The 25,588-nt window shown below is 43.9% G+C and carries 17 protein-coding genes and 2 pseudogenes; 12 read left to right on the top strand and 7 right to left on the bottom strand.

What is annotated here, in order from left to right:
- The first annotated feature begins 221 nt into the window (after positions 1-221).
- Positions 222-2,648 (top strand): glycerol-3-phosphate 1-O-acyltransferase PlsB, encoded by a 2,427-nt coding sequence (plsB, locus tag C2M32_RS01065; RefSeq protein ID WP_105166704.1) that lies wholly within the window; start codon positions 222-224, stop codon positions 2,646-2,648.
- A gap of 41 nt (positions 2,649-2,689) precedes the next feature.
- Here the strand turns inward: plsB and tesB are convergent, their stop codons facing one another.
- Entirely contained in the window at positions 2,690-3,550 is an 861-nt protein-coding gene (tesB, locus tag C2M32_RS01060; RefSeq protein WP_105166703.1) for an acyl-CoA thioesterase II, read from the bottom strand.
- 145 nt (positions 3,551-3,695) lie between these two features.
- Between tesB and C2M32_RS01055 the strand changes: the two genes are divergently transcribed.
- Positions 3,696-4,145, top strand: a complete 450-nt coding sequence (locus tag C2M32_RS01055) for an EVE domain-containing protein (protein ID WP_105166702.1) — start codon at positions 3,696-3,698, stop codon at positions 4,143-4,145.
- On the opposite strand, the gene C2M32_RS01050 is transcribed toward C2M32_RS01055, so the two are convergent.
- Together C2M32_RS01050 and C2M32_RS01045 are read right to left on the bottom strand one after the other, a co-directional pair.
- Complete coding sequence (locus C2M32_RS01050; RefSeq protein WP_105166701.1) at positions 4,142-4,363, bottom strand: hypothetical protein; 222 nt, start codon at positions 4,361-4,363, stop codon at positions 4,142-4,144. The genes C2M32_RS01055 and C2M32_RS01050 overlap by 4 nt on opposite strands.
- Positions 4,360-5,424 carry a potassium channel family protein gene (locus C2M32_RS01045; RefSeq protein ID WP_105166700.1) on the bottom strand — a complete coding sequence of 355 codons (1,065 nt, stop codon included), beginning with the start codon at positions 5,422-5,424 and terminating at the stop codon, positions 4,360-4,362. Before C2M32_RS01045 ends, C2M32_RS01050 begins: the two co-directional genes overlap by 4 nt.
- A gap of 206 nt (positions 5,425-5,630) precedes the next feature.
- On the opposite strand from C2M32_RS01045, the gene C2M32_RS01040 reads away from it, so the two are divergent.
- The 5 genes and pseudogenes from C2M32_RS01040 to C2M32_RS01020 all read left to right on the top strand — a co-directional run bounded on the left by C2M32_RS01040 (position 5,631) and on the right by C2M32_RS01020 (position 12,913).
- The gene (locus C2M32_RS01040) at positions 5,631-6,578 is read left to right on the top strand and encodes a chemotaxis protein CheV (protein ID WP_105166699.1); all 948 of its coding nucleotides are present in this window, start codon (positions 5,631-5,633) and stop codon (positions 6,576-6,578) included.
- Positions 6,579-6,727: 149 nt separating this feature from the next.
- Positions 6,728-8,893, top strand: a complete 2,166-nt coding sequence (uvrD, locus tag C2M32_RS01035; protein ID WP_105166698.1) for a DNA helicase II — start codon at positions 6,728-6,730, stop codon at positions 8,891-8,893.
- Positions 8,871-10,514 (top strand): annotated as a pseudogene (locus C2M32_RS01030) (GNAT family N-acetyltransferase); the annotation flags it as partial. The gene uvrD and the pseudogene C2M32_RS01030, both read left to right, overlap by 23 nt.
- A gap of 469 nt (positions 10,515-10,983) precedes the next feature.
- Positions 10,984-12,021, top strand: a complete 1,038-nt coding sequence (locus C2M32_RS01025) for an ABC transporter substrate-binding protein (RefSeq protein WP_234401191.1) — start codon at positions 10,984-10,986, stop codon at positions 12,019-12,021.
- Between the two features lie 43 nt (positions 12,022-12,064).
- Entirely contained in the window at positions 12,065-12,913 is an 849-nt protein-coding gene (locus C2M32_RS01020; protein WP_105166695.1) for a CZB domain-containing protein, read from the top strand.
- Between the two features lie 59 nt (positions 12,914-12,972).
- Here C2M32_RS01020 and typA read toward each other — a convergent pair whose 3' ends face one another.
- Positions 12,973-14,796: a translational GTPase TypA gene (gene typA / locus C2M32_RS01015; RefSeq protein ID WP_105166694.1), complete on the bottom strand. Its 1,824-nt coding sequence runs from the start codon at positions 14,794-14,796 to the stop codon at positions 12,973-12,975.
- 542 nt (positions 14,797-15,338) lie between these two features.
- Between typA and glnA the strand changes: the two genes are divergently transcribed.
- The 5 genes and pseudogenes from glnA (at position 15,339) to C2M32_RS00985 (ending at position 20,557) form a co-directional block, all read left to right on the top strand.
- Entirely contained in the window at positions 15,339-16,745 is a 1,407-nt protein-coding gene (glnA, locus tag C2M32_RS01005) for a glutamate--ammonia ligase (protein WP_105166692.1), read from the top strand.
- Between the two features lie 116 nt (positions 16,746-16,861).
- Positions 16,862-17,371 (top strand): DUF4124 domain-containing protein, encoded by a 510-nt coding sequence (locus C2M32_RS01000; protein ID WP_234401190.1) that lies wholly within the window; start codon positions 16,862-16,864, stop codon positions 17,369-17,371.
- 65 nt (positions 17,372-17,436) lie between these two features.
- Positions 17,437-18,515, top strand: a pseudogene (glnL, locus tag C2M32_RS00995) (nitrogen regulation protein NR(II)).
- The gene (gene ntrC / locus C2M32_RS00990) at positions 18,515-19,909 is read left to right on the top strand and encodes a nitrogen regulation protein NR(I) (RefSeq protein ID WP_105166690.1); all 1,395 of its coding nucleotides are present in this window, start codon (positions 18,515-18,517) and stop codon (positions 19,907-19,909) included. The pseudogene glnL and the gene ntrC overlap by 1 nt, the downstream one beginning before the upstream one ends.
- 189 nt (positions 19,910-20,098) lie before the next feature.
- Positions 20,099-20,557 carry a cyclic nucleotide-binding domain-containing protein gene (locus tag C2M32_RS00985; RefSeq protein ID WP_105166689.1) on the top strand — a complete coding sequence of 153 codons (459 nt, stop codon included), beginning with the start codon at positions 20,099-20,101 and terminating at the stop codon, positions 20,555-20,557.
- 130 nt (positions 20,558-20,687) lie between these two features.
- Here C2M32_RS00985 and C2M32_RS00980 read toward each other — a convergent pair whose 3' ends face one another.
- The 3 genes from C2M32_RS00980 to acnB all read right to left on the bottom strand — a co-directional run bounded on the left by C2M32_RS00980 (position 20,688) and on the right by acnB (position 25,385).
- Positions 20,688-21,926 carry a cysteine desulfurase-like protein gene (locus C2M32_RS00980; RefSeq protein WP_105166688.1) on the bottom strand — a complete coding sequence of 413 codons (1,239 nt, stop codon included), beginning with the start codon at positions 21,924-21,926 and terminating at the stop codon, positions 20,688-20,690.
- 9 nt (positions 21,927-21,935) lie between these two features.
- On the bottom strand, positions 21,936-22,568 hold the full coding sequence (locus tag C2M32_RS00975) for a 2OG-Fe dioxygenase family protein (protein WP_105166687.1): 633 nt from the start codon (positions 22,566-22,568) through the stop codon (positions 21,936-21,938).
- Between the two features lie 219 nt (positions 22,569-22,787).
- The gene (gene acnB / locus C2M32_RS00970; RefSeq protein WP_105166686.1) at positions 22,788-25,385 is read right to left on the bottom strand and encodes a bifunctional aconitate hydratase 2/2-methylisocitrate dehydratase; all 2,598 of its coding nucleotides are present in this window, start codon (positions 25,383-25,385) and stop codon (positions 22,788-22,790) included.
- Positions 25,386-25,588 lie beyond the last annotated feature (203 nt).

Here is a 25,588-nt window from a genome sequence, read left to right as displayed (position 1 = left end):
GGCTTGAAATCCAAGCCCTATGTTTGCTTTCAAGCTACTTAGTAGCAAGAAAGTCCGCACATTATAATGATATTGGTGATAAATGCAACAACTAATGCTAAGTTATTTTAAGTACTGACGTAGATTACTAAATAAACCGCACAAGCAAGTGAATCCACTAGAAATGGTCAGTCCAGTTAAAGCTTGCTATGCTATCGCAAATTTTTTGATGTGGTGTTGCCATGGGAATTGTTTCTCGAACCTTAAACCTGTTCGCTCATTGGGCTAATTTATTATTTGTAAAAACAAAATTATTACCAGACAACCCAATAGCCCAATTTGATCTTAACCCAAATTTGCCAACTTTTTATGTGGCCAGACTCAACTCCCGTGCAGATTTGGCCGCATTAGACGCAGTTTGTAAAAAACTGGGGCTACCTAGACCCACTCAACCACAAAGGCTGGGTGATGCCGAAATTGACCGATTTCTAGGGCTGCAAAACCCAACACCACTGTTTGCCAAAGTCGCAGCCCCCAGCAATGTTTTGAATACAGGAAAAGCTATTTTTACTGCACTAGACGGTGACCCGCAGATACAAGCGCAAATTATCCCTGTCACGATTTTGTGGGGCCGTAATCCAGGTAAAGAAAAGGCTGGTATTGGTACATTATTTTCTCATTCTCTAACACCAAGCTGGTTACGCAAATTTTTTGTGCTGATCTTTTCAGGACGTGACAACTTAGTGAGATTCAGTCAGCCGATTGACCTAAAGCAATTAATAAATGATAAGTCCGATGTTGATGAGCTACCGCAAAAGCTCGTCCGTGTGGCACGCGTACACTTTCATCGTCAGAAACTGGCCGCCACCGGTCCCAAACTTCCTTCTCGTGATAAGTTGTTCAGTTCATTGTTAGCTGCACCTGCGATTAAAAAGGCGATTGCCGATGAAGCGAAAAGTAAAGGCCTTAGTTATGAAGAAGCACGTCTGAATGCACAAGAGCTGCTCGATGAGATAGCAGCAAATTATTCTGATGCCATGGTACGTGTTGGTGACCGTATTCTCACTTGGCTGTGGACCAAACTCTACAATGGTATTGAAGTAAAGTATGCCGACCGAGTGCATCAACTTGCCGACAAAGGACATGAAATTATCTATGTGCCTTGTCATCGCAGTCACATGGACTATCTATTGTTGACTTATGTAATTTATCACCAAGGTCTAGTACCGCCACACATTGCCGCTGGGGTGAATCTTAACTTTTTCCCTGCTGGAGGTATCTTCCGACGCTCAGGTGCATTCTTTATTCGCCGCTCATTTGCAGGTAACAAGCTCTACTCTGCGGTGTTTAAAGAATATTTAAGTCAGCTTTTCATTAAAGGTTACTCAGTTAAGTTTTATACCGAAGGCGGGCGCAGCCGCACAGGACGTTTATTGCCACCAAAAACCGGCATGCTCGCCATGACACTACAATCAATGCTCAGGGGTATAGACCGCCCCATTTCTATCGTACCGGTTTATATTGGCTACGAACATGTTATGGAGATCAACACTTATCTAAAAGAATTGGCAGGTAACCATAAAAAAAATGAATCCGTTTTTGCTGTGTTCAAAGCCATCAAGAATCTCAAAAACTATGGTCGTGGCTATCTGAACTTTGGCGAGCCTATTAACGTCAATCAGTATCTAACTGAACACCAGAGTAACTGGCGTGATGCCATTCACCCAACCGATGTACAAAAACCACAATGGTTAAACACTCAGGTTGCTGAACTGGCCGATAATATCATGACCAATATTAATAGTGCCGCAGCACTCAATGCCATCAATCTATTGGCCACCATACTGCTAAGCAATAGTCAGTTTGCGTTGAGTAAGCGTAAGTTGCTCACACAATTGTCGCTTTACCTGACACTACAACGTAGTGCCAAATACAACGCGCAGGTCACCGTGCCAGAAGACAGCGCTGAGCAATTACTCGCCCATGCGTTACAGCTCAATAAATTGGATGTTATTGCGGATGAACTGGGTGAGATCATTGCTATCAAAGAAAAAGAACGGACGCTTTTTAACTATTATCGTAACAATATCTTACACCTGTTCGCTGTGCCTAGCGTGATTGCTCAACTGCTGTTTAACCGCTTTAACGTCAACATCAGCGAGTTCAAAGAGCTATTTGCCACTCTCTATCCCTTATTTGCCAAAGAGTGGTTTCTGACGCCTTTACGAGAAGATTATATTGAACAAGTGCTAATGTGCTTTGCAGAACAAGGACTGATAGAGTTTGACGGGCAAACCGCGCACGTAAACAAAGAAAGTAGTGCTGTAGCCCAACTTGAAATGCTGGGTAAAGTCTGCCACTTAACATTAGAGCGTTACGCTATCACCGTAAGCCTGATTCAAAATAATCAAGGTATTACCCGTAAAAACCTTGAGATAGAAAGCGATGTAATAGCCAACCGATTAGGCACATTGCACGGTATCAAGAGTCCAGAGTTTTTTGACAAAAAAGTCTTAGTCGCCTTTATCGGTAGTTTGAAAGAGAACGGCTTTATCAAAATGTCCGATGAACAATGTATACGAGCAGAGGATAAATTGCAGCTCTTACAACGTCATTTGGATGAGTTGTTACCCGCCAGCATTTCACACTCCATTCAAGACACACTATAAACAAAACATGTTGGCCGCTCTTCACTGAACGGCCAACACAATTAACTGCGTTGACGCATCACACCCTCTTGGATAGTCGAAGCGACTAACTCCCCCTGACGGTTGAAAAACTGGCCTCGTACTAGACCTCTACCATTTGATGCACTGGGACTATCAACACTATACAAAATCCAATCATCCATTCTAAAAGGACGATGGAACCACATTGCATGGTCTATTGTCGCAACCTGCATATTGGGCTGCATAAATGATAAACCATGGGGCTGCAAAGCCGTTGGTAGAAACTCAAAATCAGAGGCATACGCAAGCAGGTAGTTATGAATGCGTCTATCATCCGGAAGCGGCCCATTGGCCTTAAACCACACATGACGCTGTGGTTCTGTTACCTCTGGCTGAAACGGGTTTTGAAACTCCACAGGTCTAGTTTCAAGTGGCATGTCACAGGTGAATTTATGGCGGAGCTGCTCTGGGATCAGCGCTTTGTTTTCACGATAAAAATCCAGTGAGGATTTTAGCTCTTCTGGGCCAGGTACATTCGGCATGGTACTTTGGTGAGACAAGCCTGGCTCATCCCCCTGAAAAGACGCTGTCATATAAAAGATAGGCTTCCCATATTGAATCGCGCGCACCCGTCGGGTACTAAAGCTGCGTCCATCTCTAATCACTTCAACATCATAGACTATCGGCTTTTTGGCGTCCCCTGGACGCAGAAAGTATGAATGTAACGAGTTAACATACCGCCCTTCTGGCAAGGTATATTTTGCGGCAGATAACGCCTGCCCCATTACCTGACCACCGAACACCTGCGGGAATCCTAAATCCTGACTTTGTCCTCGATAAATACCTTGCTCTATCTCCTCAAGCTTTAATAAAGACAATAAATCGGTAAGAACTTGACTCATCGAGACCTCTTATTTCATCAGTTTAATTAAATAATCATAGTATAATAGTAACCTAAGTGAGTCACTCAAACCCAAGCTATTACAGAAAATAGTTGGTGTTCGACCACATAGTTATTTTTATTTTCGCAACATGATTAGGTAGAGCATGGCATATTGGTTATTTAAAACAGAACCAGATACATTTTCAATTGATGATTTAAAGTCGGCGGGCGAACAAGGCAGTTTTTGGGATGGAGTAAGAAATTATCAGGCACGAAACTTTTTGCGCGATCAAGTGCAGCTTGATGACAGAGTGTTTATTTACCACTCAAGCTGCAAAGTACCCGCTATTGTTGGGATTGCTAAAGTGATCACCGCAGCTCAGCCAGACCCTTATCAATTTGACCCAAAAAGCGCTTATTTTGATGCCAAATCAAAACCAGAAGACCCTCGTTGGTTTGGTGTGACATTACAATACGTGCAACACCTTAGGCCTATTAGTCTTGCATCGATTAAAGCCAACCCAGACATCAAAGATCTAGCGCTAAAAAAGGCCAGTCGCCTGTCAATCATGCCTGTGAGCGAGCAAGAATGGGGTTTACTAACACAAAATTAATGTCGATGCCTTGAACGCGGTTTCTTCTCTTTTTCTTGCTGTACGCCGCCTTTGGGTACGATAGAAAAATATAGCAACAACGTAAGCCATGAAAAAAGCAACGTGCCGATTAACCAGCCGTTTTTTTCATGGCCCTTGGTGCGTTTACTACCAGAGATAATAGCAAGCGGTATCAAATATCCGCATACAGCAATAAATAATAGTATTAGCTCATTCATGACAACCTTTGCCAAGCCACTTCATCAGGTAACACCCGCTCAGCAGCTATATAATGTAAAATATCCCCAGCATTAACTGGGTAGTCTAAGGGCGGATTCAAGTCCATATTTTGCGCACTTAAATCATGGGCTACACCCAGCAAAATTGCATCATGCTTTTCTTTAAAATAATGAAATAAAGCGCCAAACTGACAGGTTTTCACCCCTACAGGCAACTTGAGGCTAAATTGCGTATCACCATGTAACGTCGACAACAGTTCTTCTTGCACCCGACTAGAACCTGGATCCTGCATGGCTCTGACTAAGATTTCCGCTGATTTACTCGAAGAACATTCTACATTTTGGCAATGGGCTCGTAGCAACGCTACTTTGCTCTCATCGACAAAGTGCGCACTAATATGAGCCCCTTTTTGCACCATAGGGCTTAGCTTTAAAGCTGTGGTAAAGGTTTGATCATCATCCTGACCATCTATGATTATTTTATCGGCAGCACTGGTTGCAATACGCGCCAATTCATCATCATCAGTAAAACTTGATAATCGTGCAAAATCTACCTCAGAATAGCTCAATAAAGGATGTTCAATTTCATCGACAACCGCCAAAACTATTCGCCTATCCTGCCTTTTAGTGTCGGCTAAAATATAGTCGATCATTTTTTTTGTGCGTATTGAGTGCCAGCCAAAAATAATGATGTGATTACGTAAATGATTAAAGTTCTTATCGCCTGTCATTGCTCTTCTAATCCAAAATGTCATGAACTGACCTGCTTTACCCAGTAAGATACCGAATAAAGCTAGACCGAACGGAATTTGCACCAATGCCACAATCCAACGTCCCAAATTCGTTGTTGCGCTGAAGTCTCCGTAGCCAACGGTAGATGTGGTCACTATGTAGTAATAAATAAAAGTGTCAGGCGCAATCAGTGCCTGCTCACCTGCGTAGTACAGTAGTCCCCATACCAATAACAAATGGCAAGTGGTGACTGTAACTAACAGTTGCCAGCTCGCTTTATCAACGTGCGCTCGTAGCAACACCATAAAACGTTTAAAAATTATAGGCATAATCTAATGCTATCTATTGTTCCATGATGTCACCTTACTCTATCTCTACAGGCTTGAAAACCTTAAAAAATACGCATTTACGAGTCACAGCACGAAGAGTAAAACTTTTAATACAAAAGTAACGACCATGCCATGTAATGCAAAGCTCGTATTTTGTCCCAACTTCAGTATACTGAGGTGACGCAATTGGGAGAAAAAGGTGAAGTATGGCTGGCGTATTAGCTTCTGTTGATCAAAGAACACAGTTGGTGGGTGAAAACCGCTTGGAACTTCTGTTGTTTCATCTTCATAGTCGCCACTTCTTCGCCCTAAATGTATTCAAAGTTAAAGAGGTGGTTAAACTGCCCCATTTGAATATCATGCCCAATGCCCACCCAAAAGTCTGCGGTGTTACAACCATTCGCGGCGAGTCTATTCCCGTGATCGATTTACGTCGCGCTATCTGTATGCCCGAATGCGAAAAAGACTCCGACAGTAACCTTGTGATCACAGAATACAACCGTTCTGTGCAGGCTTTTCTAGTCGGTAAGGTCGATCAAATCGTCAACACCACTTGGCAAGATATCATGCCAACGCCAAGTTCGGTGGGTAAAAATCACTACCTCACAGCACTGACGAAAATACAACGTGACGGTGTTGAACACATCGTTGAAATTATTGATGTCGAGAAAGTGCTAGCCGAAATTGTTGCCTATGATGTCGTGATTTCGGATGACATTTTGGATAAGAGTATCATCGACGAATTCCAAGGCCGCAAAATTCTTCATGCTGATGATTCACCCACCGCGCGCCGACAAGTATCTGATACGCTGGCACAGTTAGGCATAGAAATAATTCCCGCAACTGATGGTCAGGAAGCTCTGAATTTATTGAAACACTGGGCTGATGAAGGAATTGACGTCAACAAAGAACTCTTAGCCGTGATCACCGACGCCGAAATGCCAGCGATGGACGGCTACAGACTGACTTACGAAATTCGTAACGACTCGCGCTTGAAGGATCTATATGTCATTTTAAATACATCACTGAGTGGCAGCTTTAATCAGGCAATGGTTGAAAAAGTCGGCTGTAATGCGTTCTTATCTAAATTCCAGCCAGATTTACTGGTAGAAGAAGTCCAAAATAGATTGAAGGCAGTGTTAGATCACGAATAACTGTTTATTTATACAGTTTTCTTTTTTGTATTTATCTAATAAATTCAAGCTGATAGATTTAACTAACGCAGTTTTTAACACGTGTAACTGGGCAACGCCCCCCTAACACGGGTATACTTTGCGCTCATTTTACTGAAATAGGCGCGAGAATGGACGTTTCTGAATTAATCGATGGCTTAAACGATAAACAACGTGAAGCAGTTGCTGCCCCTCTAAGCAATATGCTAGTTCTGGCGGGTGCAGGCTCAGGGAAAACCCGAGTACTTGTGCATCGCATAGCCTGGTTAATGCAAGTCGAACATGCCTCGCCCTATAGTATTTTTGCCGTTACGTTTACCAATAAAGCAGCTAAAGAAATGCGCACCCGTGTTGAAGAAACACTACGCATGCCAGTCGGTGGCATGTGGATTGGTACCTTCCACGGATTGTCTCATCGTATTTTGCGAGCTCATCACCGCGAAGCCAACTTACCTGAAGCATTTCAGATCCTAGATACTGATGACCAGATCCGTATGATACGCCGCCTACTCAAGGCAATGAATATTGATGAGAAAAAATGGCCACCTAAACAAATTGCCTGGTATATCAGCGCGCGTAAAGATGAAGGACAAAGGCCAAAAGATATTCAAGCCTATGATGTGAATGAGCAACTTCTGTTGCGTGTTTACACCGCCTATCAAGATGCCTGTGACAGAGCTGGCTTAGTCGATTTTGCTGAGATACTGTTACGCTGCTATGAATTACTACAACGACAACCAACGTTATTAAGGCACTACCAGCAACGCTTTAGACATATGCTTGTGGACGAGTTTCAAGATACCAACAGTATTCAATATCAATGGTTAAAACTGCTTGCTGGACAAGAAAACAACATGATGATTGTTGGCGATGACGACCAGAGCATCTATGGCTGGCGCGGCGCAAAAGTAGAAAATATCAAACGCTTTTTAGAAGACTTCTCGGCTGAAACTATCCGCCTTGAACAAAACTATCGTTCTACAGCGAATATCCTCAATGCTTCCAACGCGTTGATCCAGAATAACTCTGAACGCATGGGTAAAAGCCTATGGACCGATGGTAATCAAGGCGAACCCATTTCAATTTATGCCGCATTTAATGAACTGGATGAATCTCGTTTTGTAGTCAGTAAAATTCGCTCTTGGCTCAACGCAGGCAATGCCTTACAAGATTGTGCGATTCTGTACCGAAATAACGCTCAGTCACGAGTATTAGAAGAAGCCTTACTGCAAGAAGGTCTAAAATACCGTATTTACGGCGGGATGCGCTTCTTCGAACGTCAAGAGATCAAAGACGCATTGGCGTATCTAAGGCTACTGAGTAACCGTCAGGATGATGCGGCTTTTGAACGAGTGATCAATACACCAGCACGTGGGATTGGCGATAAAACCCTCAGCCATATTCGCGACTGTGCACGCAATGAGTCGATGCCACTTTGGTATGCGGCCAAAGCTGTACTTGAGCAAAAGCACTTAGCTGGTAGAGCTGCCACCGCGGTGGCTCGTTTTATTGAACTTGTCGAACAGTTGGATGACAAGATCACCGAGTTAGAACTTTCTGAGCAGGCTAAAACAACCATTGAATACTCGGGCTTGATGGCAATGTATCAGGCTGAAAAAGGTGAAAAAGGTCGCGCTCGGGTAGAAAACCTTGAAGAATTGATCAGTGCTTGTGGCCAGTATGAGCCGCCCATAGACGAAGATTTTAGCTCACCTCTGCAAGGCTTCTTAGCCTATACCTCTTTAGAGTCGGGAGAAGGTCAGGCTGATGAACATGAAGATGCAGTGCAAATGATGACCTTACACTCTGCAAAAGGGCTCGAATTTCCGCTGGTATTCATGGTGGGTGTTGAAGAAGGGATGTTCCCATCACAACAAAGCCATGAAGAGTCTGGACGCTTGGAAGAAGAAAGGCGCTTATGTTACGTCGGAATGACCCGAGCCATGGATAAACTCTACATCAGTCATGCCGAGAGTCGTCGTTTATATGGTCAGGAAAAGCATCACAGCCCTTCGCGCTTCTTACGAGAGCTCCCCGAAGAATGTATCGAAGAGATCCGTATCAAAACGCAAGTATCTCGACCGGTGAATAGTGGCCGCTTTAGTGCCTCCGTTACCCATGCGGCCTTTGAAGACAGTGGCTATAATCTAGGTCAGCGCGTATTACATGCAAAGTTTGGCGCAGGAACTGTGCTTAATTATGAGGGCAGCGGCGCGCAGTCTCGTATTCAAGTAAACTTTGATGATGTAGGAACCAAATGGTTGGTCACGGCCTATGCCCGTTTACAAAGTCTCTGAACTAAAGCCGTTATTTTCCGAGTTAGAAAATAACCAGCACCGCCAGCTGTTTTTAATATGTGGCGCCCATGAATGGGCTATCGAACAGCTTGGTAGGTTATTTCAGTTATCGGATGATAGCTTGGTGTTATCGAAGCACGAGGCATTAGACAATGCCTGTTGGCCTGAGCATCTTCATCAGATCTTAGGACAAGAATTTAAGTTAGCCGTCTATGACGGCTATGCTGGTATCGTCCCCAACAGGTTAGCGGCGCTGAGTGGTACAGTTAAAGCTGGCGGGCTATTAATATTACTTTTACCCGAGTTGGACGAACTAACCGAGTGGTTAGACCCTAGCGTCGCCAGTTGGTGTTCTTTTGGCTATACCGTCACCGACAGCCCCTTTTTAAAACGTTGGCAGTCAATCTTAAATAACTCTGGCATATCCTGCTGGTCACAAAGCAAAGGGTTGACACTGGCATCAAACGGCCTAAGTCATCGGTTAACTGCAACTTATTATGAGCAACAACAAGTAATCTCGACTATCCAACACAACCTAGACAAACAAACGCACATACCCATATTACTTAGCGCCGATCGAGGTCGAGGCAAGTCAGCAGCGTTGGGACTCCTTGCCGCCAGAATGGCCCATAAACAATTTATTATCTGCGCATTGCAATATAGCGCCGTGAAAAATAGCTTTAAACATGTTGCACAGACGCTAGGTCTAAATTACCAAGGTCATGAAAAACAACTCGCAAATCTCAAGTTTGTACCGCCAGATCAACTACTGTCGCAAACTTTAGATGAGCAAGTGTTGTTGATTGATGAAGCAGCATCAATCCCCGTGCCTATCTTGATCGCACTTTCTCGCAAAACCAAGCAATGCGTGTTTTCGAGCACCATCATTGGCTATGAGGGCAATGGTCGTGGTTACACGTTGCGGTTTCAAAGTCATCTGAAGCAACACTTCCCAAATCACGTATCACTGAACTTACACCAACCCATTCGCTATCAAGCGCATGATCCATTGGAGAAAGTGATCAATCAGCTATTCGCTTTAGATTGCCAATACCCTGTGGTTGAGCACCTTGACCAACCCGAGTTTTGTCAACTCGATAGAAAGTCGCTCGCCAATGATGAGCCTTTGCTACAACAAGCCTTCGCATTATTGGTGTTGGCACACTACCAAACAACGGTTAATGATTTACGTCAGCTTCTGGATAGTCCATCCAACGTCATTTTTGCCATCCGCAATAAACAGCAATTAATCGGCTTGTGTCTCGTCAATCTAGAAGGACAAATTCCAGATGAATTGCACAGTGACATAGCTGTTGGCATACGCCGTCCCCAAGGACACCTGTTAGTGCAGCAACTCTTTGCCACGCAAGGAAATAGTCACTTTCTCAACGCAAAGATTGCGCGTATTGTTCGAATTGTCATCACTCCGCAGTTTCATACCAAAGGCCTTGGGAGTGAACTTCTAAGCTACGTTGAACAACAACTAGGCAAACAGGTTGATTATTTTGGCAGCAGCTTCGGTGCGACCTCACGATTATTAAACTTTTGGCAGCAAAACAGCTATGAGTTGGTCAAGTTAGGTTTCAAACAGGATAAAGCAAGTGGTGAATACGCTGCTATGGTTTTGAAAAGTAACCATAACAATTCCCATATTGATGCTCTGCGAGCTTATTTTAGAACAAATTTTAGCTACCAATTACTCAATCATTATCAGCACTTACCATGGCAACTGGTAATGCAAATTATCACTGCAATGCCCAGCCAACCAATTGCACGTCCTTTATTAGCCCAACTCAAGCTTTTAGCAAATAGAGGCTCCTTGCTTGAGCAAGATAGCGCGACGATATGGCAAATACTCCTTCTATCTCCCAAATTATTAGTAAATATATCAGATGTTTCACAACAATTAGGTATTAGACTATTATTACAAAACAATACTAAAGCGTGGCTTGAAAACGATTTAGATTTAACCTCGAGAAAGCAGTTTTCTCAAGCTCTCAACACCTTGGTGCATGAACTATATGGACAGCTCAAAACGCTACATTAAGATTTTTTTTGCCCTGCTACTATTGTGTGTTAGCGGGGCTAGCGTGTCTGAACAAAGTACCATAAAGTTAGGAATGTCTATTGCGCTAACGGGTCCTGCTCAAGGTATTGGCAAACAGCTACACGATGGCGCTTTACTACATTTCGACGCCATTAACAGCAAAGGGGGTATCGCAGGAAAAAACATCGAACTCATCGTGATGGATGATGGATACGAGCCGAAGAGAACCGTGCACAACACACGGCAGTTTATCTATACACATAACGTTGATGTGTTGTTTGGTTTTATGGGAACTCCGACTACCGCCGCGATTCGCCCCATTTTAGAACACAGTAAAACCCCTTTGCTTATGCCATTTACAGGTGCGGACTTTTTACACCAAGTATCTAATTACCATGTTTTTAATTTGCGAGCCAGCTACCGCGATGAGGCAAACGAACACATCAAGTTTCTGACCTCTGAAAAAGACCATCAATATATAGCATTGCTCATCCAAGCCGATGAATTTGGTATCACGGTTGAAAAAAGTCTCACACAAGCACTCGCTAAACAAGGTCTTAAGCCTACCATTATCTCCCGCTTCAAGCGTAACAGCACGGATGTGGAAAGAGCCCATGAGCAAATCAAAGAAACAAACGCCACCGCGGTTATTATGATTGGCACATATGAACCTCTTGCCACCTTCATTAAGCTGGCAAATGACGCCAAACTTAAGCTTGAGTTTACAAGTGTCTCATTTGTCTCCAGTAAGGAGCTATTTGCAAGGGTAGAGCCTGGTCAAGCCATTATGGTCACCGAAGTGGTACCGGATCCAAATACTTGCCAAGCCAAATTATGTGAACAGTTTCGCCAAAGTGTGAAACGGCATCCTGAGCTTACAATCGATCATATTTTGTTTGAAGGCTACCTCAACGCCGTAGTTTTTAGTCGCGCAGTAAGGCAGTGCCAAGCAAGTTATTCTCAACAATGTTTACTCAATAATCTGTCCTATGTGTTGGAACATGATAGTGATTTGAAAGCGCTTTTTGGGTTAACACAGCAGCAAAAGAAATTACCTGTGTATCGCTCATATTCACCATAATGTTCTATCCTTAAACAAAACCAATGCGCAAGTTGAGGAAAATATGGATTTAATCAATTTCCGAGTCGGACAAAAAACAATTTCACTGAAGATTCTGGATATTCTACTGACGGAACGCTATGAAGGAGATTTAACCTCTCTTCCCAATGAAAATCCGAGTTTTTTGGGTGTTAAAGACTATATGGGCACACCAACTCCTATTTTTGATCTGGGTATTATCCTCAATAAAAAATCTTCATACGATATTAATAACGCGCTGGTTGAACTACTGAAAAACAAAGAAGAAGAGCACAGACAGTGGTTACAAGCACTTGAGCGCAGCGTTATTAAAGGACAAGACTTTGATAAAGCAAGAGATCCAAAACAATGTTCCTTTGGACAATGGTTGGCTAATTTCAAAACGGAAAATGAAGACTTAAAGGCCATATTAAGTCGATTTGAAGAGCCCCATAACCGGCTACATGCTCTAGCCGACAAACTGTTGACCTTATGTGAGCAAGATAAAAAGCAACAAGCCATCACCATGCTGGAGAAAGAACGCGCAACCACGTACATCAAGCTAATGCGTTTGTTTGAATCTGCACGAGAGCAAATAAGCTTGGATCATAAACCCATCATTGTATTCACCACACAGGATGGCCACAAACCACACATCGGGTTGTTGGTTGATCAAGTAGAGGACAACATTCACTGCGAAGAGGACGAAATAAAGTCATTGAGTGAAATTACCAACATAGGCTTTGAAATCGATCCGCAAACCAAGAAGATGATGCAAGGGCTCATTAAGCGTGGCAACACCCACAGTGTACTCATTGACCCCAGTTCAATTTTTCGCCCGGAACACCTACAGGGATATGAACCAGAAGAAACTGAAAGCTACGGGTTATTTTAGTGGATCTACACATAAAAAAACGCCGCTATTTAGCGGCGTTTTTTTATTCACAATAGCAATTAATCTTTTGCTTGACGGCTAGCGCGTTTACGCTCACTTTCAGTGAGTAACTTCTTACGAATACGAATATTCTCAGGTGTTACTTCTACTAGCTCATCATCATCAATGAACTCAAGCGCTTGCTCAAGTGACATTCTGATAGGTGGTACAAGCGTCTGTGCTTCATCAGTACCTGATGCACGTACGTTAGTTAACTGCTTGCCTTTCAATGCGTTAACAGTTAGATCGTTATCACGGCTATGAATACCGATGATCATACCTTCGTACACTTCAACACCGTGACCGATGAATAACTTACCACGCTCTTGTAAGTTAAATAGTGCGTTAGTTAACGCCTTACCAGTGGCATTGGCAATCAATACACCGTTCTTACGCTTACCTATTGTACCGCCTTTGTGTGGGCCGTAATGATCAAACGTGTGGTACATTAGGCCTGAACCTGAAGTCAATGTCATGAAGTCAGTTTGGAAACCGATTAAACCACGGCTCGGCATCATGAAGTCTAAACGTACACGACCTTTACCATCTGGTGCCATGTCTGTCATTTCAGCTTTACGTAAACCAAGTTGCTCCATGATAGAACCTTGGTGCTCTTCTTGTACGTCAACCGTTACGGTCTCAAATGGTTCTTCTAACTGACCATCTACTTCACGTAGAATTACTTCTGGACGTGATACAGCTAGCTCGTAGCCTTCACGACGCATGTTTTCAATCAAAATACCTAAGTGTAATTCACCACGACCAGACACACGGAAGCTATCTGGGTTGTCTGTCTCTTCAACGCGTAATGCCACGTTGTGTACTAGCTCATTTTGTAGACGCTCTAGAATGTTACGAGAAGTAACGAACTTACCTTCTTGACCCGCAAACGGCGAAGTATTCACTGAGAAAGTCATGGTTACTGTTGGCTCATCAACAGAAAGCGGTGGTAACGCTTCAACAGCGTTCACATCACACACCGTATCAGAAATCTTCAACTCACCTAAACCAGTGATAGCAATGATGTCACCCGCTTGTGCTTGTTGTGCTTCATGACGGTCTAGACCTAAATAAGTCAGTACTTGACCTACTTTACCATTACGCTTGCTGCCATCAGCACCAACCACAGTTACTTGCTGATTCACTCTAACAGTACCACGCTTGATACGACCCACACCGATCACACCAATGTATGAGTTGTAGTCTAGCTGTGAAATCTGCATCTGGAAGCCGCCATCTGGATCCGCATCTGGAGCAGCAACCTGCTCTACGATAGCTTCAAACATTGGCTGCATGTTGTCAGACGGTGTGTCTAAATCTAGTGTTGCCCAGCCATTGATTGCTGATGCATAAATAACTTGGAAATCTAACTGGTCATCAGTTGCACCTAGGTTATCGAACAGGTCAAAAACCTGATCCATTACCCAATCAGGACGTGCGCCTGGTTTGTCGATTTTGTTAATAACAACGATAGGCTTCAGTCCCAACGCGAACGCTTTTTGCGTCACGAAGCGCGTTTGCGGCATTGGACCTTCTTGTGCATCAACCAGTAGTAATACTGAGTCAACCATTGACAGAACACGTTCTACTTCACCACCGAAGTCGGCGTGTCCCGGAGTGTCTACGATATTAATGTGGTAGTCATTCCACTCAATCGCCGTGTTTTTTGCTAGGATAGTGATACCGCGCTCTTTCTCGATATCGTTTGAATCCATTACACGTTCTTCGTTACCGCCGCGTGTTGCTAGTGTACCAGATTGCTCTAGCAGCTTATCAACTAGGGTGGTTTTACCGTGGTCTACGTGGGCGATAATCGCGATATTACGTAATTTTTCAATACTCATGTCTATAACTCAGATAATTACTCGAAAGAGTGGGTTAATCCTGTGCACCAAATTGCACAAAACAGTCCATAAAAGTAGACCGCCAGGATTTAAAGTGGCGTATTATCCCCTAATAACGCGGTAGATGAAAGTTTATGCAGCATTATTTTTTAATGACTGAACATAAATTGCGTACTTTATGGTCGATATTCAGTTTAGCACAGACTGAATTTACCGTAGTTGAAGCGTCTTTAGGAGGCGTTTAACGTACGACCAAATAGCAACCATAAAGCATAAAAATGTACAATAGATGACAACACTCACGCCTCAGCAAATGGACGCATGTGAACTGGGAATATACGCTAGTTGCACTATACTAACATCGCACCAAGGCTGTGCATTTGTGGATCATTTTGGTGCACAGTTAAGGTGCATCGCGTTACACCAAAAAACAAAACCACCAAATATCAACAGCTTGAAAATATGGCACAGATTAAGCTTACAAAAAGCGCAATCGCATTAGAATGCAGCAAGCTTAAAAAACCCAACGAGTCGGAGGACACATGTCACAATCGGTTTTAGATTTTATCAAAGAAAATGACGTTAAATTCGTAGATTTACGCTTTACTGATACAAAAGGTAAAGAGCAGCACGTTTCTATCCCACATCACCAAGCCGATGAAGACTTCTTCGAAGATGGTAAAATGTTTGATGGTTCTTCAATTGCAGGTTGGAAGGGCATCAACGAATCTGACATGGTACTAATGCCTGATCCAGCATCAGCAAAGCTAGACCCATTCGCAGAAGAAACGACACTAATCGTTCGCTGTGACGTGGTAGAGCCAAACACACACCAAGGCTATGAGCGTGACCCACGTTCTGTTGCTAAACGTGCAGAAGAGTACATGCGTTCAACGGGTATCGCTGATACCGTATTGTTCGGCCCAGAGCCAGAATTTTTCTTATTTGACGATGTTAAATACAAAACAGATATGTCAGGTTCAATGTACAAAATTGATGCACAAGAAGCATCTTGGAACTCTGATAAAGATTACGAAGGCGGTAACACTGGTCACCGTCCAGGCGTAAAAGGTGGTTATTTCCCTGTTGCCCCTGTTGATTCATCACAAGATTGGCGCTCAGCAACATGTCTAGTACTTGAAGAACTAGGTCACGTTGTAGAAGCTCACCACCATGAAGTAGCGACAGCGGGTCAAAATGAGATCGCAACACGCTTCAACACCATGGTAATCAAAGCTGACGAAATTCAGGAAATGAAGTACGTTATCCACAACATGGCACACTTATACGGCAAAACAGCGACTTTCATGCCTAAGCCAATCGTGGGTGATAACGGTTCTGGTATGCACTGTCACCAGTCTCTTGCTAAAGATGGCAAAAACATCTTCGCAGGCGACAAGTACGGCGGCCTTTCTGAAGAAGCACTTTACTACATCGGTGGTATTATCAAGCACGCTAAAGCAATTAACGCATTTGCTAACGCGTCTACCAACTCTTACAAGCGTTTAGTACCTGGCTTCGAAGCACCGGTAATGCTTGCTTACTCAGCTCGTAACCGTTCTGCTTCAATCCGTATCCCAGTTGTACCGTCAGAAAAAGCTCGCCGTATCGAAGTACGCTTCCCTGACCCAACAGCTAACCCGTACCTTGCATTCTCAGCAATGCTTATGGCTGGTCTTGACGGAATTAAGAACAAGATCCACCCTGGCGATGCAATGGACAAAGACTTATATGATCTTCCAGCTGAAGAAGCTGCTGAGATCCCAACTGTTGCGGCTTCACTAGACGAAGCATTGGCATGCCTTGACGCTGACCGTGAGTTCTTAACTCAAGGTGGCGTGTTCACTGACGACTTAATTGATGCTTACATTGCACTTAAGTCTAAAGAAGTGGAAAAACTGAACATGACAACTCACCCTGTTGAGTTTGAAATGTACTACAGCGTTTAATCGCGCAATTAAATCATATGTGTTCTCAAGCCCGCTTTAGCGGGCTTTTTTATGGTAAATCTTTATGTTTCATACTAGAGTATTACCAAGCGAGTCGAGAGTGTGAGGCCTGATTAATGATACGAATTTTGTTGGTATTCAGTATGATACTGACGTTCTGCGCAACAGCCTCACAACCGCAAGTTTACCGCTGGAAAGACGAAAACGGTAATTGGGTGTTTTCTGACGTACCACGTGCTGGTTCAGAAAAGGTAAGTTTAAATAAGCCCTTGAATATGCCCGTTACCGATACCTCAATCCTGGAGCCTAAGAAAGCGAAAAAGGCGGTGCAGTACCAGTTACGAATTTCGTCTCCTGGACATCAGCAAACCATCAGAGAAAACACCGGCACAGTGTATGTAAGCGGGCAAGTAAAGCCCGTATTTAGCAAAGGCTTAACGGTTCAACTATCACTCAACGGTCAATTGGTGAGTGACAAGCAAACCAACACAACCTTTGCATTAAGAAATTTAGACCGTGGAGAGCACCAACTAATTATGTACTTGTTCGACGAGCACGGTACGAGAATTGCTACCAGTCCACAGAGTACATTTTATTTGCACAGAACCAGCCGTATCAACCCATAGCCCAATTAGTCAGTGCATGTTATAGTGCACCAAATTGGTGCAAAAGACTCTACAGGTGACCCAACATGGTACAAAGTACCCACCCTATGCTGAGTGCCCTATGGCATAATCTATCCACATGTGTGTTAGTGTTAGATAAAGAGTTTGTGATCCATTATGCCAATAACAGCAGCAGTGAGTTATTCGGATTGGGTCTTAAACGGTTAATAGGCCAACCTATTAACGACATCTTTAGCCACCATCATATTGACTTTGAACGTCTCTCTCAATACGCACTCAACGATGGGGTTGATTGCCGCAACACAGGGTAGACGTGGTGTTCGTGGATAACCGCGCTGCCACATTAAACCTGCACGCCAGACGCATCAACCACCAGCAGCAAACTTTTATTCTACTGGAATGTCGTCGTATCGATGATGAAGTACGCTTTGATCAAGCCTCCAATCAAATGCATCAATATCAGGCTGCACGAACACTGATACGCGGATTGGCGCATGAAATAAAAAATCCTTTAGGTGGGATAAGAGGAGCGGCGCAATTATTGCAGTACGAGACCTGTCAGCAAGAACGCGATCAATGTGCACAGTTGATCATAGAGCAAGCGGACCGATTAACCGAGTTGGTGGATAGGCTGCTTGGGCCCAATCAGTTGCCCAAAAAAGCGCCGTGCAATATCCACCAAACACTCGAGTCCGTTATTAAGTTGAGTATGTTGGACAACGCCAGTCAAATAACATTATTAAAAGACTATGATCCAAGCATACCTGATATCGTGATCGACCAAGCGAAAATACAACAAGTTGTGCTCAACATCGTGAGAAACGCTCAACAGGCGCTAGAAAGTTCAGGCACCATCACCTTGACTACGCGGATCAAACACCGCATGAGGCGGGGTGAACGCTTGATGAAAAAGGCTTTGTTGGTAAAAATTACGGATGATGGACCGGGTATCGCCGAAGAGCTAAAAGATACCTTATTCTATCCCATGATCACCAACAAGGAAGGTGGCTCTGGACTGGGGTTATCCATTGCACAAACAATTGTCGAGCAACATGGTGGCATGATCGACTGTGACAGCTGGCCCGGACACACAGAATTTAATATTTACTTGCCGTTTGACGACGACGGCACGGGGAGCAAGTAATGAAAACAGTTTGGCTAGTTGATGATGATGCTTCAATACGCTTTGTCTTAGACAAGGCATTATCACGAGCAGGATTTAACACCGAAAGTTTCGCCAACGGTCAAGATGTGTTAACAGCCTTGCAGTACAGCCAACCCGCTGTACTAATTTCTGATGTAAGAATGCCGGGGTTGGATGGCATGGCTTTGCTCGAGGAAATAGTCACACAATATCCCAATCTGCCTGTAATAATCATGACGGCGCATTCGGATTTAGACTCCGCGGTCAATGCGTTTCAAAAGGGAGCATTCGAATACTTAGCGAAGCCGTTTGATTTAAATGAAGCCACTTCCTTGGTTGAAAGAGCCTATCAGGCCAGCCAACAAGCTCGTAAAACCAAACGCCAAACCCAAGAACAAAAACATCCCGATATCATTGGTGAAGCGCCTGCCATGCAGGAAGTTTTTAGAGCCATAGGGAAGCTTTCAGCCTCTAGCATGAGTGTGCTCATTAATGGCGAGTCCGGTACTGGTAAAGAGCTCGTTGCCGGCGCACTGCATAACCATAGCCCGCGTAAAGAGAATGCATTTATCGCCCTTAACATGGCTGCTATTCCCAAAGACCTAGTTGAGTCAGAACTTTTTGGTCATGAAAAAGGGGCATTTACTGGCGCTGACAGTATGCGTCGAGGCCGCTTTGAGCAAGCCGATGGCGGCACACTATTTTTGGATGAGATTGGTGATATGCCATTGGATGTACAAACGCGGCTACTTAGGGTCTTGGCTGACGGAGAGTTTTACCGTGTAGGCGGACATCAAAGTGTAAAAGTCGATGTGCGCATCATCGCCGCGACTCACCAAGACTTAGAGCAACTGGTTAAAAAAGGTCAATTTCGAGAAGACTTATTTCATCGTCTCAATGTAGTGCGATTAAAGTTACCAGCATTGAGAGAGCGTCCTGAGGACATTGCAAAGCTCGCTCAGCACTTTTTAGGCCGCAGTGCCAAAGAACTACAAGTGGAATGTAAGGTTCTCAATGAAGACGCGATTGATGTCATGAGGCTGTATCATTGGCCCGGAAACGTGCGCCAACTCGAAAACACTTGCCGCTGGCTCACCGTAATGGCACCTGGCGACCTGATTGGAGCACATGACTTGCCCGATGAGCTCAATCATAAGGCTATCACAGATGAAGCAACGGGTGATTGGTTAGATGCCTTTCAACTTTGGTTAAATCAAGAACTCAAACAGGGTAAGGAAAACATCTGGCCTGCGGTACAAGCGCAGCTAGAAGTACGCTTGATAAAGACTGCACTCAGTGCGTGTCATGGACACAAGCAAGACGCCGCGTTAAAAATTGGTTGGGGTCGCAATACCCTGACAAGAAAGCTCAAAGAAAGAAATATTCAAGAGTAACTCACCACAGACTGGCGCTTGGTGCCAGTCTCACCTGCACTTTTGCGTAACGCACGTAAACTCACACCTTAGGCCAAAGGTGTCGTATATCATTGGTCACTCACAGTCTCTGCGAGTCCACAAAATATCATTGACCCTGCCAACAAAAGCCGCCACTATTTAATAACAAACCATAGACGACCGAAACCAATGAAATTACTTGAAAATGTGCCTCTTATAAAACAGTTGGAGATCATAAATCGGCTCAATTTTTTCAAAGACTTTAGCATTGCCGAACGACAAATATTACTGGAGTCTTTTGGTCGGCTATATTTGGTGAATGCCAATCGTCACGCGTTCAAGCGCTTTGAACTAGATAACCGCCTATTCATTGTACTCAGTGGAGAGCTGGTGATTTTCAAAAGTAGTCAGCTTCATGAGCTAGGCCGGATCAGGCCCGGTGAGTTTATCGGTGAAGGCGCTTTTATTTGTCATCGTGAGCATTCCACCAGTGCCAAAGCCGTTAAAGACAGTATTTTACTCGCCATCACACCCGATGCCATGACTCGCCTACCCTCGGTGATAAGAGAAAAAGTCAAAGACCAAATTATTGAAGGAATGAGTGTTAGAATTAACAGTCTCAGCAGCTTTATTGAAGATAATATGTAGTTATTGAAGTTGCACAGCAAAGCGCAGTAACAATATAAATTGTCTACTAAGCAATACTTTTGCTACGCAGTAGAATAAATGCAAAGACCGAATTCACTTCGACCTTTGCTTGATATGAAAGGTATATAAATTAAGCAGTTAATAGCAGCTCAAAGGCATTAAATAAACGATTTAGCTCATCAATGGTATTGTAATGCATACAACCAATGCGTACCACGCCGCCTTTATCCATCACACCGAGTTGTTCACACAAGCCCTGAGCATAGAAATTACCATCCCAGACACACATGTGTTGCTTAGCCAAAAACTCAGACACCGCACGCGGTTCAATGTCTTTAAACGTCAGGGCAAAGGTCGGTGTACGTTCTGCCAAACGTGCTTTATCGGCGATACCAAATAACGAAATCTGTGGGAGCTGGGCCAATCGCGTTAAAAAGTAATCACTGAGCGCCATTTCATGCTGTTTGGTTTTAGCAAACGCCTCAGCCAAACGTTCACGACGTGGAGTATCCTCTGTCATCCCACTGAGTGAAGCAATATAGTCAATGGCTGCAACCACCCCAGCGAGGCCTTCAAAGCTTTGGGTACCTGTTTCCCAACGACCAGGGATCACATCCTTAGCAGGCTCCACTTTGTAAGGTGTGAACCCTTCTAAATGTTCGCGCTTACCATAGACAATACCTACATGTGGGCCAAAGAATTTGTAAGCAGAGCAGGCAAGAAAGTCACAACCTAATGCCTGTACATCCACTAACTCATGAGGAGCATAATGTACCGCGTCAACATAGACCAATGCACCAACTTGGTGCGCCAGTTCAACTATCTGCTTAATGTCGTTTATTGAACCCGTAGTGTTAGAGGCATACGTTACAGCAACGAGCTTGGTATTTTCGTTGAGTAGACTTTTGTAGTGGTCAAGATCGAGCGTGCAGTCGTCTTCATTGATGCGTACGGCATTCACTGTCGCACCTTTATCTTCGGCCGCTAAGCGCCAAGAAGACACGTTAGAGTAGTGATCAGCGTTAGTCACTATCACTTCATCACCGGCCTGCCATTGACGAGAAATAGCACGACTAAAACTAAAAGTCAGGCTGGTCATGTTGGCGCCAAATACGATTTGTTCTTTGCTGGGTGCATTGAGTAAGTCAGCAACCGCTTGACGAGCATTGTCCATCAAAGAAACGGTTTTCTCACTTGAGAAAAATGCGCCGCCCAAATTGGAATTAAAATAACCTAAGTATGCAGACATTGCGCTGAGCACTGATTGAGGCACTTGTGAGCCACCAGGACCATCTAAGAAAATGGGCGATTGGCCATTAACCTGTTGCATGAGTGCCGGAAACTGGCGTCTTAATTGTGTAAGTTCCATAGGTCGCTCTTAAGCTGTAAATACAAAACAATCTAGATAACCTACTTTATCGGCATCCAACTTGTTCATTGGCGTGGCGTTATGCCAAACCTGACGGTCATTGATCAAAGCGAATAAGCCGTCTTTGATCTCCATTTTAAAGCATGGCTCTGACTCTTTATTTTCATAAACCAGTAGCTCACCACCGGCAATATTTTCATGAGAAACGCCGCATACGCACACGTGGTCAAAACCATCTTGGTGAATGCCTTCAGGTGCCGGTGGCGTATCTGACTCGATGGCCAGCATGCGAAATTGATGAACTTCAATATTGCGCTCATCATCAATTCCTGTCATCTGTTTGAACTCACTCAGCAGATGCTTGAAGCCATCACTGTTGATTAAATCCGCTGCTAAATTTTCATAGACTCGCTCAACATTGCCTTGGAAGGTATTTATTGAATCATCCTGAACAAAAGCCTTCGTTGCTTGCAAGCTCACTACGCCATTTGCAAATTTAAGCACCGAATAACGACGCTTACGAAATGCACCGTCTGCATAGGGATTGTCTGGAAGTTGATTAAATGAGGGCTTAACTGCTTCGATATGCGCCTGTTGGATAAAACGCAGTTGAAGCAGATTCTGGTTGTTTACTGCTGTCATTTCGCTGTAGCCTATTAGTGTAAAATTAGCGACAATTCTAATCGAAAATAAAATAAATTCTGTTTAATTTACCTATCATTTGCTGAATTTATTAAATTACCAAACCTAAATAAGATAAAATAAAGGTTATTTAATCCAAAATAAACAGTGCAAAATTTAACCTCACTTCAGACACAAAAAAGCCGGTGACAACACCGGCTTTTTTAGCAATGGCTGTAATTAAACAGCTTGCTGAATAATTACACCATCAGCCTTTTTAGTGTACTGAGGCATTTTATGGAAGTTCAAGTAACGGTATGTGTCAGCTGCCGTTGCATTGATCTTCGCCGCATATTCTTGGTACTCAGCTGGCGTAGGTAACTTACCTAAGATAGCAGCTACTGCTGCAAGCTCAGCAGAGGCTAAGAATACATTAGCACCCGTACCTAAACGGTTCGGGAAGTTACGTGTAGAGGTAGACACAACCGTTGCTTTGTCAGCAACACGTGCTTGGTTACCCATACACAATGAACATCCTGGAGTTTCAATACGTGCACCAACACGACCGAAGATGCCGTAGTATCCTTCGTCTGTAAGTTGGTCTTTATCCATCTTAGTTGGCGGAGCTACCCAAAGTTGAGTTGGGATACGACCTGTGAAGCCATCTAATAGTTTACCCGCTGCACGGAAGTGACCAATGTTTGTCATACAAGAGCCGATGAATACTTCATCGATCTTCTCGCCAGTCACGTCAGAAAGTAGACGAGCATCATCTGGGTCATTTGGCGCACAAAGAATCGGCTCTTTGATGTCAGCAAGGTCAATTTCTAGAACATGCTTGTATTCTGCATCAGCGTCAGCTTCCATCAATTCAGGGTTTGCTAACCACTCTTGCATCGCTGTGATACGACGCTCGATGGTACGTACATCGCCGTAACCTTCTGAGATCATCCACTTAAGCATTACAATGTTTGACTCAAGATATTCTGCGATAGACTCTTTAGAAAGCTTCACTGTACAGCCTGCAGCTGAACGCTCAGCAGAAGCATCAGAAAGTTCAAATGCCTGCTCAACCGTTAGATGCTCAACACCTTCGATTTCAAGTACACGACCAGAGAACTCGTTGATCTTACCTTTCTTCTCAACAGTCAATAGACCTTCTTTGATGCCGTAGTAAGGAATAGCGTGTACTAGGTCACGTAACGTGATACCCGGTTGCATTTCACCTTTAAAACGAACCAAGATTGATTCTGGCATATCCAGTGGCATAACACCTGTTGCCGCTGCGAATGCAACTGCACCAGAACCCGCAGGGAATGAAATACCTAGAGGGAAACGAGTATGCGAGTCACCACCAGTACCAACCGTATCTGGCAATAACATACGGTTTAACCAAGAGTGGATTACACCGTCACCTGGACGAAGTGATACACCACCACGGTTCATGATGAAATCAGGAAGTGTATGGTGTGTATTTACATCAATTGGCTTAGGGTAAGCTGATGTGTGACAGAATGATTGCATGGTTAGATCCGCAGAGAAACCAAGACATGCTAAGTCTTTTAGCTCATCACGCGTCATTGGGCCTGTGGTATCCTGAGAACCTACCGTTGTCATCTTCGGCTCACAGTATTGACCTGGACGAACACCAGGCATGTTACATGCTTTACCAACCATCTTCTGAGCAAGCGTGAAACCTTTTCCTGAGTCAGTCACAAGCGCAGGCTTACGGAAAATGTCTTCGGCACCTAAGCCTAGAGATTTACGTGCTTTATCAGTCAAACCACGACCGATGATCAATGGAATACGACCACCAGCGCGTACTTCATCAAGAATTACGTCTGACTTAAGCGCGAAAGTAGAGATCACTTCATCAGTACCGTGACGCTTAACCACACCTTCATATGGGTAAATGTCAATTTGGTCACCCATGTTGAACTCATCAACATTTAACTCAATTGGTAACGCGCCAGAGTCTTCCATTGTGTTAAAGAAGATAGGGGCGATTTTACCGCCTAAGCAAACACCACCAACACGTTTATTTGGTACGAATGGAATGTCATCACCCATGAACCAAAGTACTGAGTTAGTTGCTGATTTACGTGAAGAACCAGTACCAACAACATCACCAACGTATGCCAGTGGTAAGCCTTTCGTTTTTAATTCTTCAAGTTGTGAAATTGGACCGATTTCGCCGTCTTTCTCAGGGTTGATACCATCACGCGCGTTTTTCAGCATTGCTAATGCGTGCAGTGGAATATCAGGACGTGACCATGCATCTGGTGCAGGTGACAAGTCGTCAGTATTGGTTTCACCCGTTACTTTAAATACGGTAACAGAGATTTTCTCTGCAACCGCAGGCTTGTTCAGGAACCACTCTGCTTTCGCCCATGATTCAATAACTTGCTTAGCAAATTCGTTACCTGCTTTCGCTTTTTCTTCTACGTCGTAAAACGCATCAAACATTAATAATGTGTTTGAAAGACCCTTAACAACGATAGGCGCAAGCGCTGCGTCATCAAGTAAATCAATCATAGGAGCGATGTTGTAACCACCTAGCATAGTACCTAGCAATTCTGCTGCGTACTCTTTGCTCACTAGTGGTGATGTCGCTTCGCCCTTAGCAACCGCCGCTAAAAATCCAGCTTTAATGTAAGCTGCGTCATCCACACCTGGTGGTACACGGTTAACTAAAAGGTCTAAGATAAACTCTTCTTCACCTGCTACTGGTGACTTTACTAATTCGATAAGATCTGCAGTTTGTTGTGCGTCTAACGGCTTAGGTACGATCCCTTGCTCTGCGCGCTCTTCTACATGTTTACGATATTCTTGAAGCACAATTTTGCCCTCTTGGTGACGTGAATCGTCTGGTCTATGTGATTGTTCATACAGACAAGACCGATAAATTCCGGTGGTTAATTATAAGGCCTTTGAGTATAGATGAAAATCTTGCAACTGAAACTGGCGCTTAATAGTGACTATAAATACTATGAATGACCCTATTGAAACAAGTATATCTTCATGAATGTTTAGTAAGTAGG

It is taken from the genome of Pseudoalteromonas sp. T1lg23B (assembly GCF_002964665.1).
Taxonomy (GTDB): Bacteria; Pseudomonadota; Gammaproteobacteria; order Enterobacterales; family Alteromonadaceae; genus Pseudoalteromonas.
Note: the sequence above shows the minus strand (reverse complement) of the source record. Positions and strands in the feature narration are given on the sequence as shown.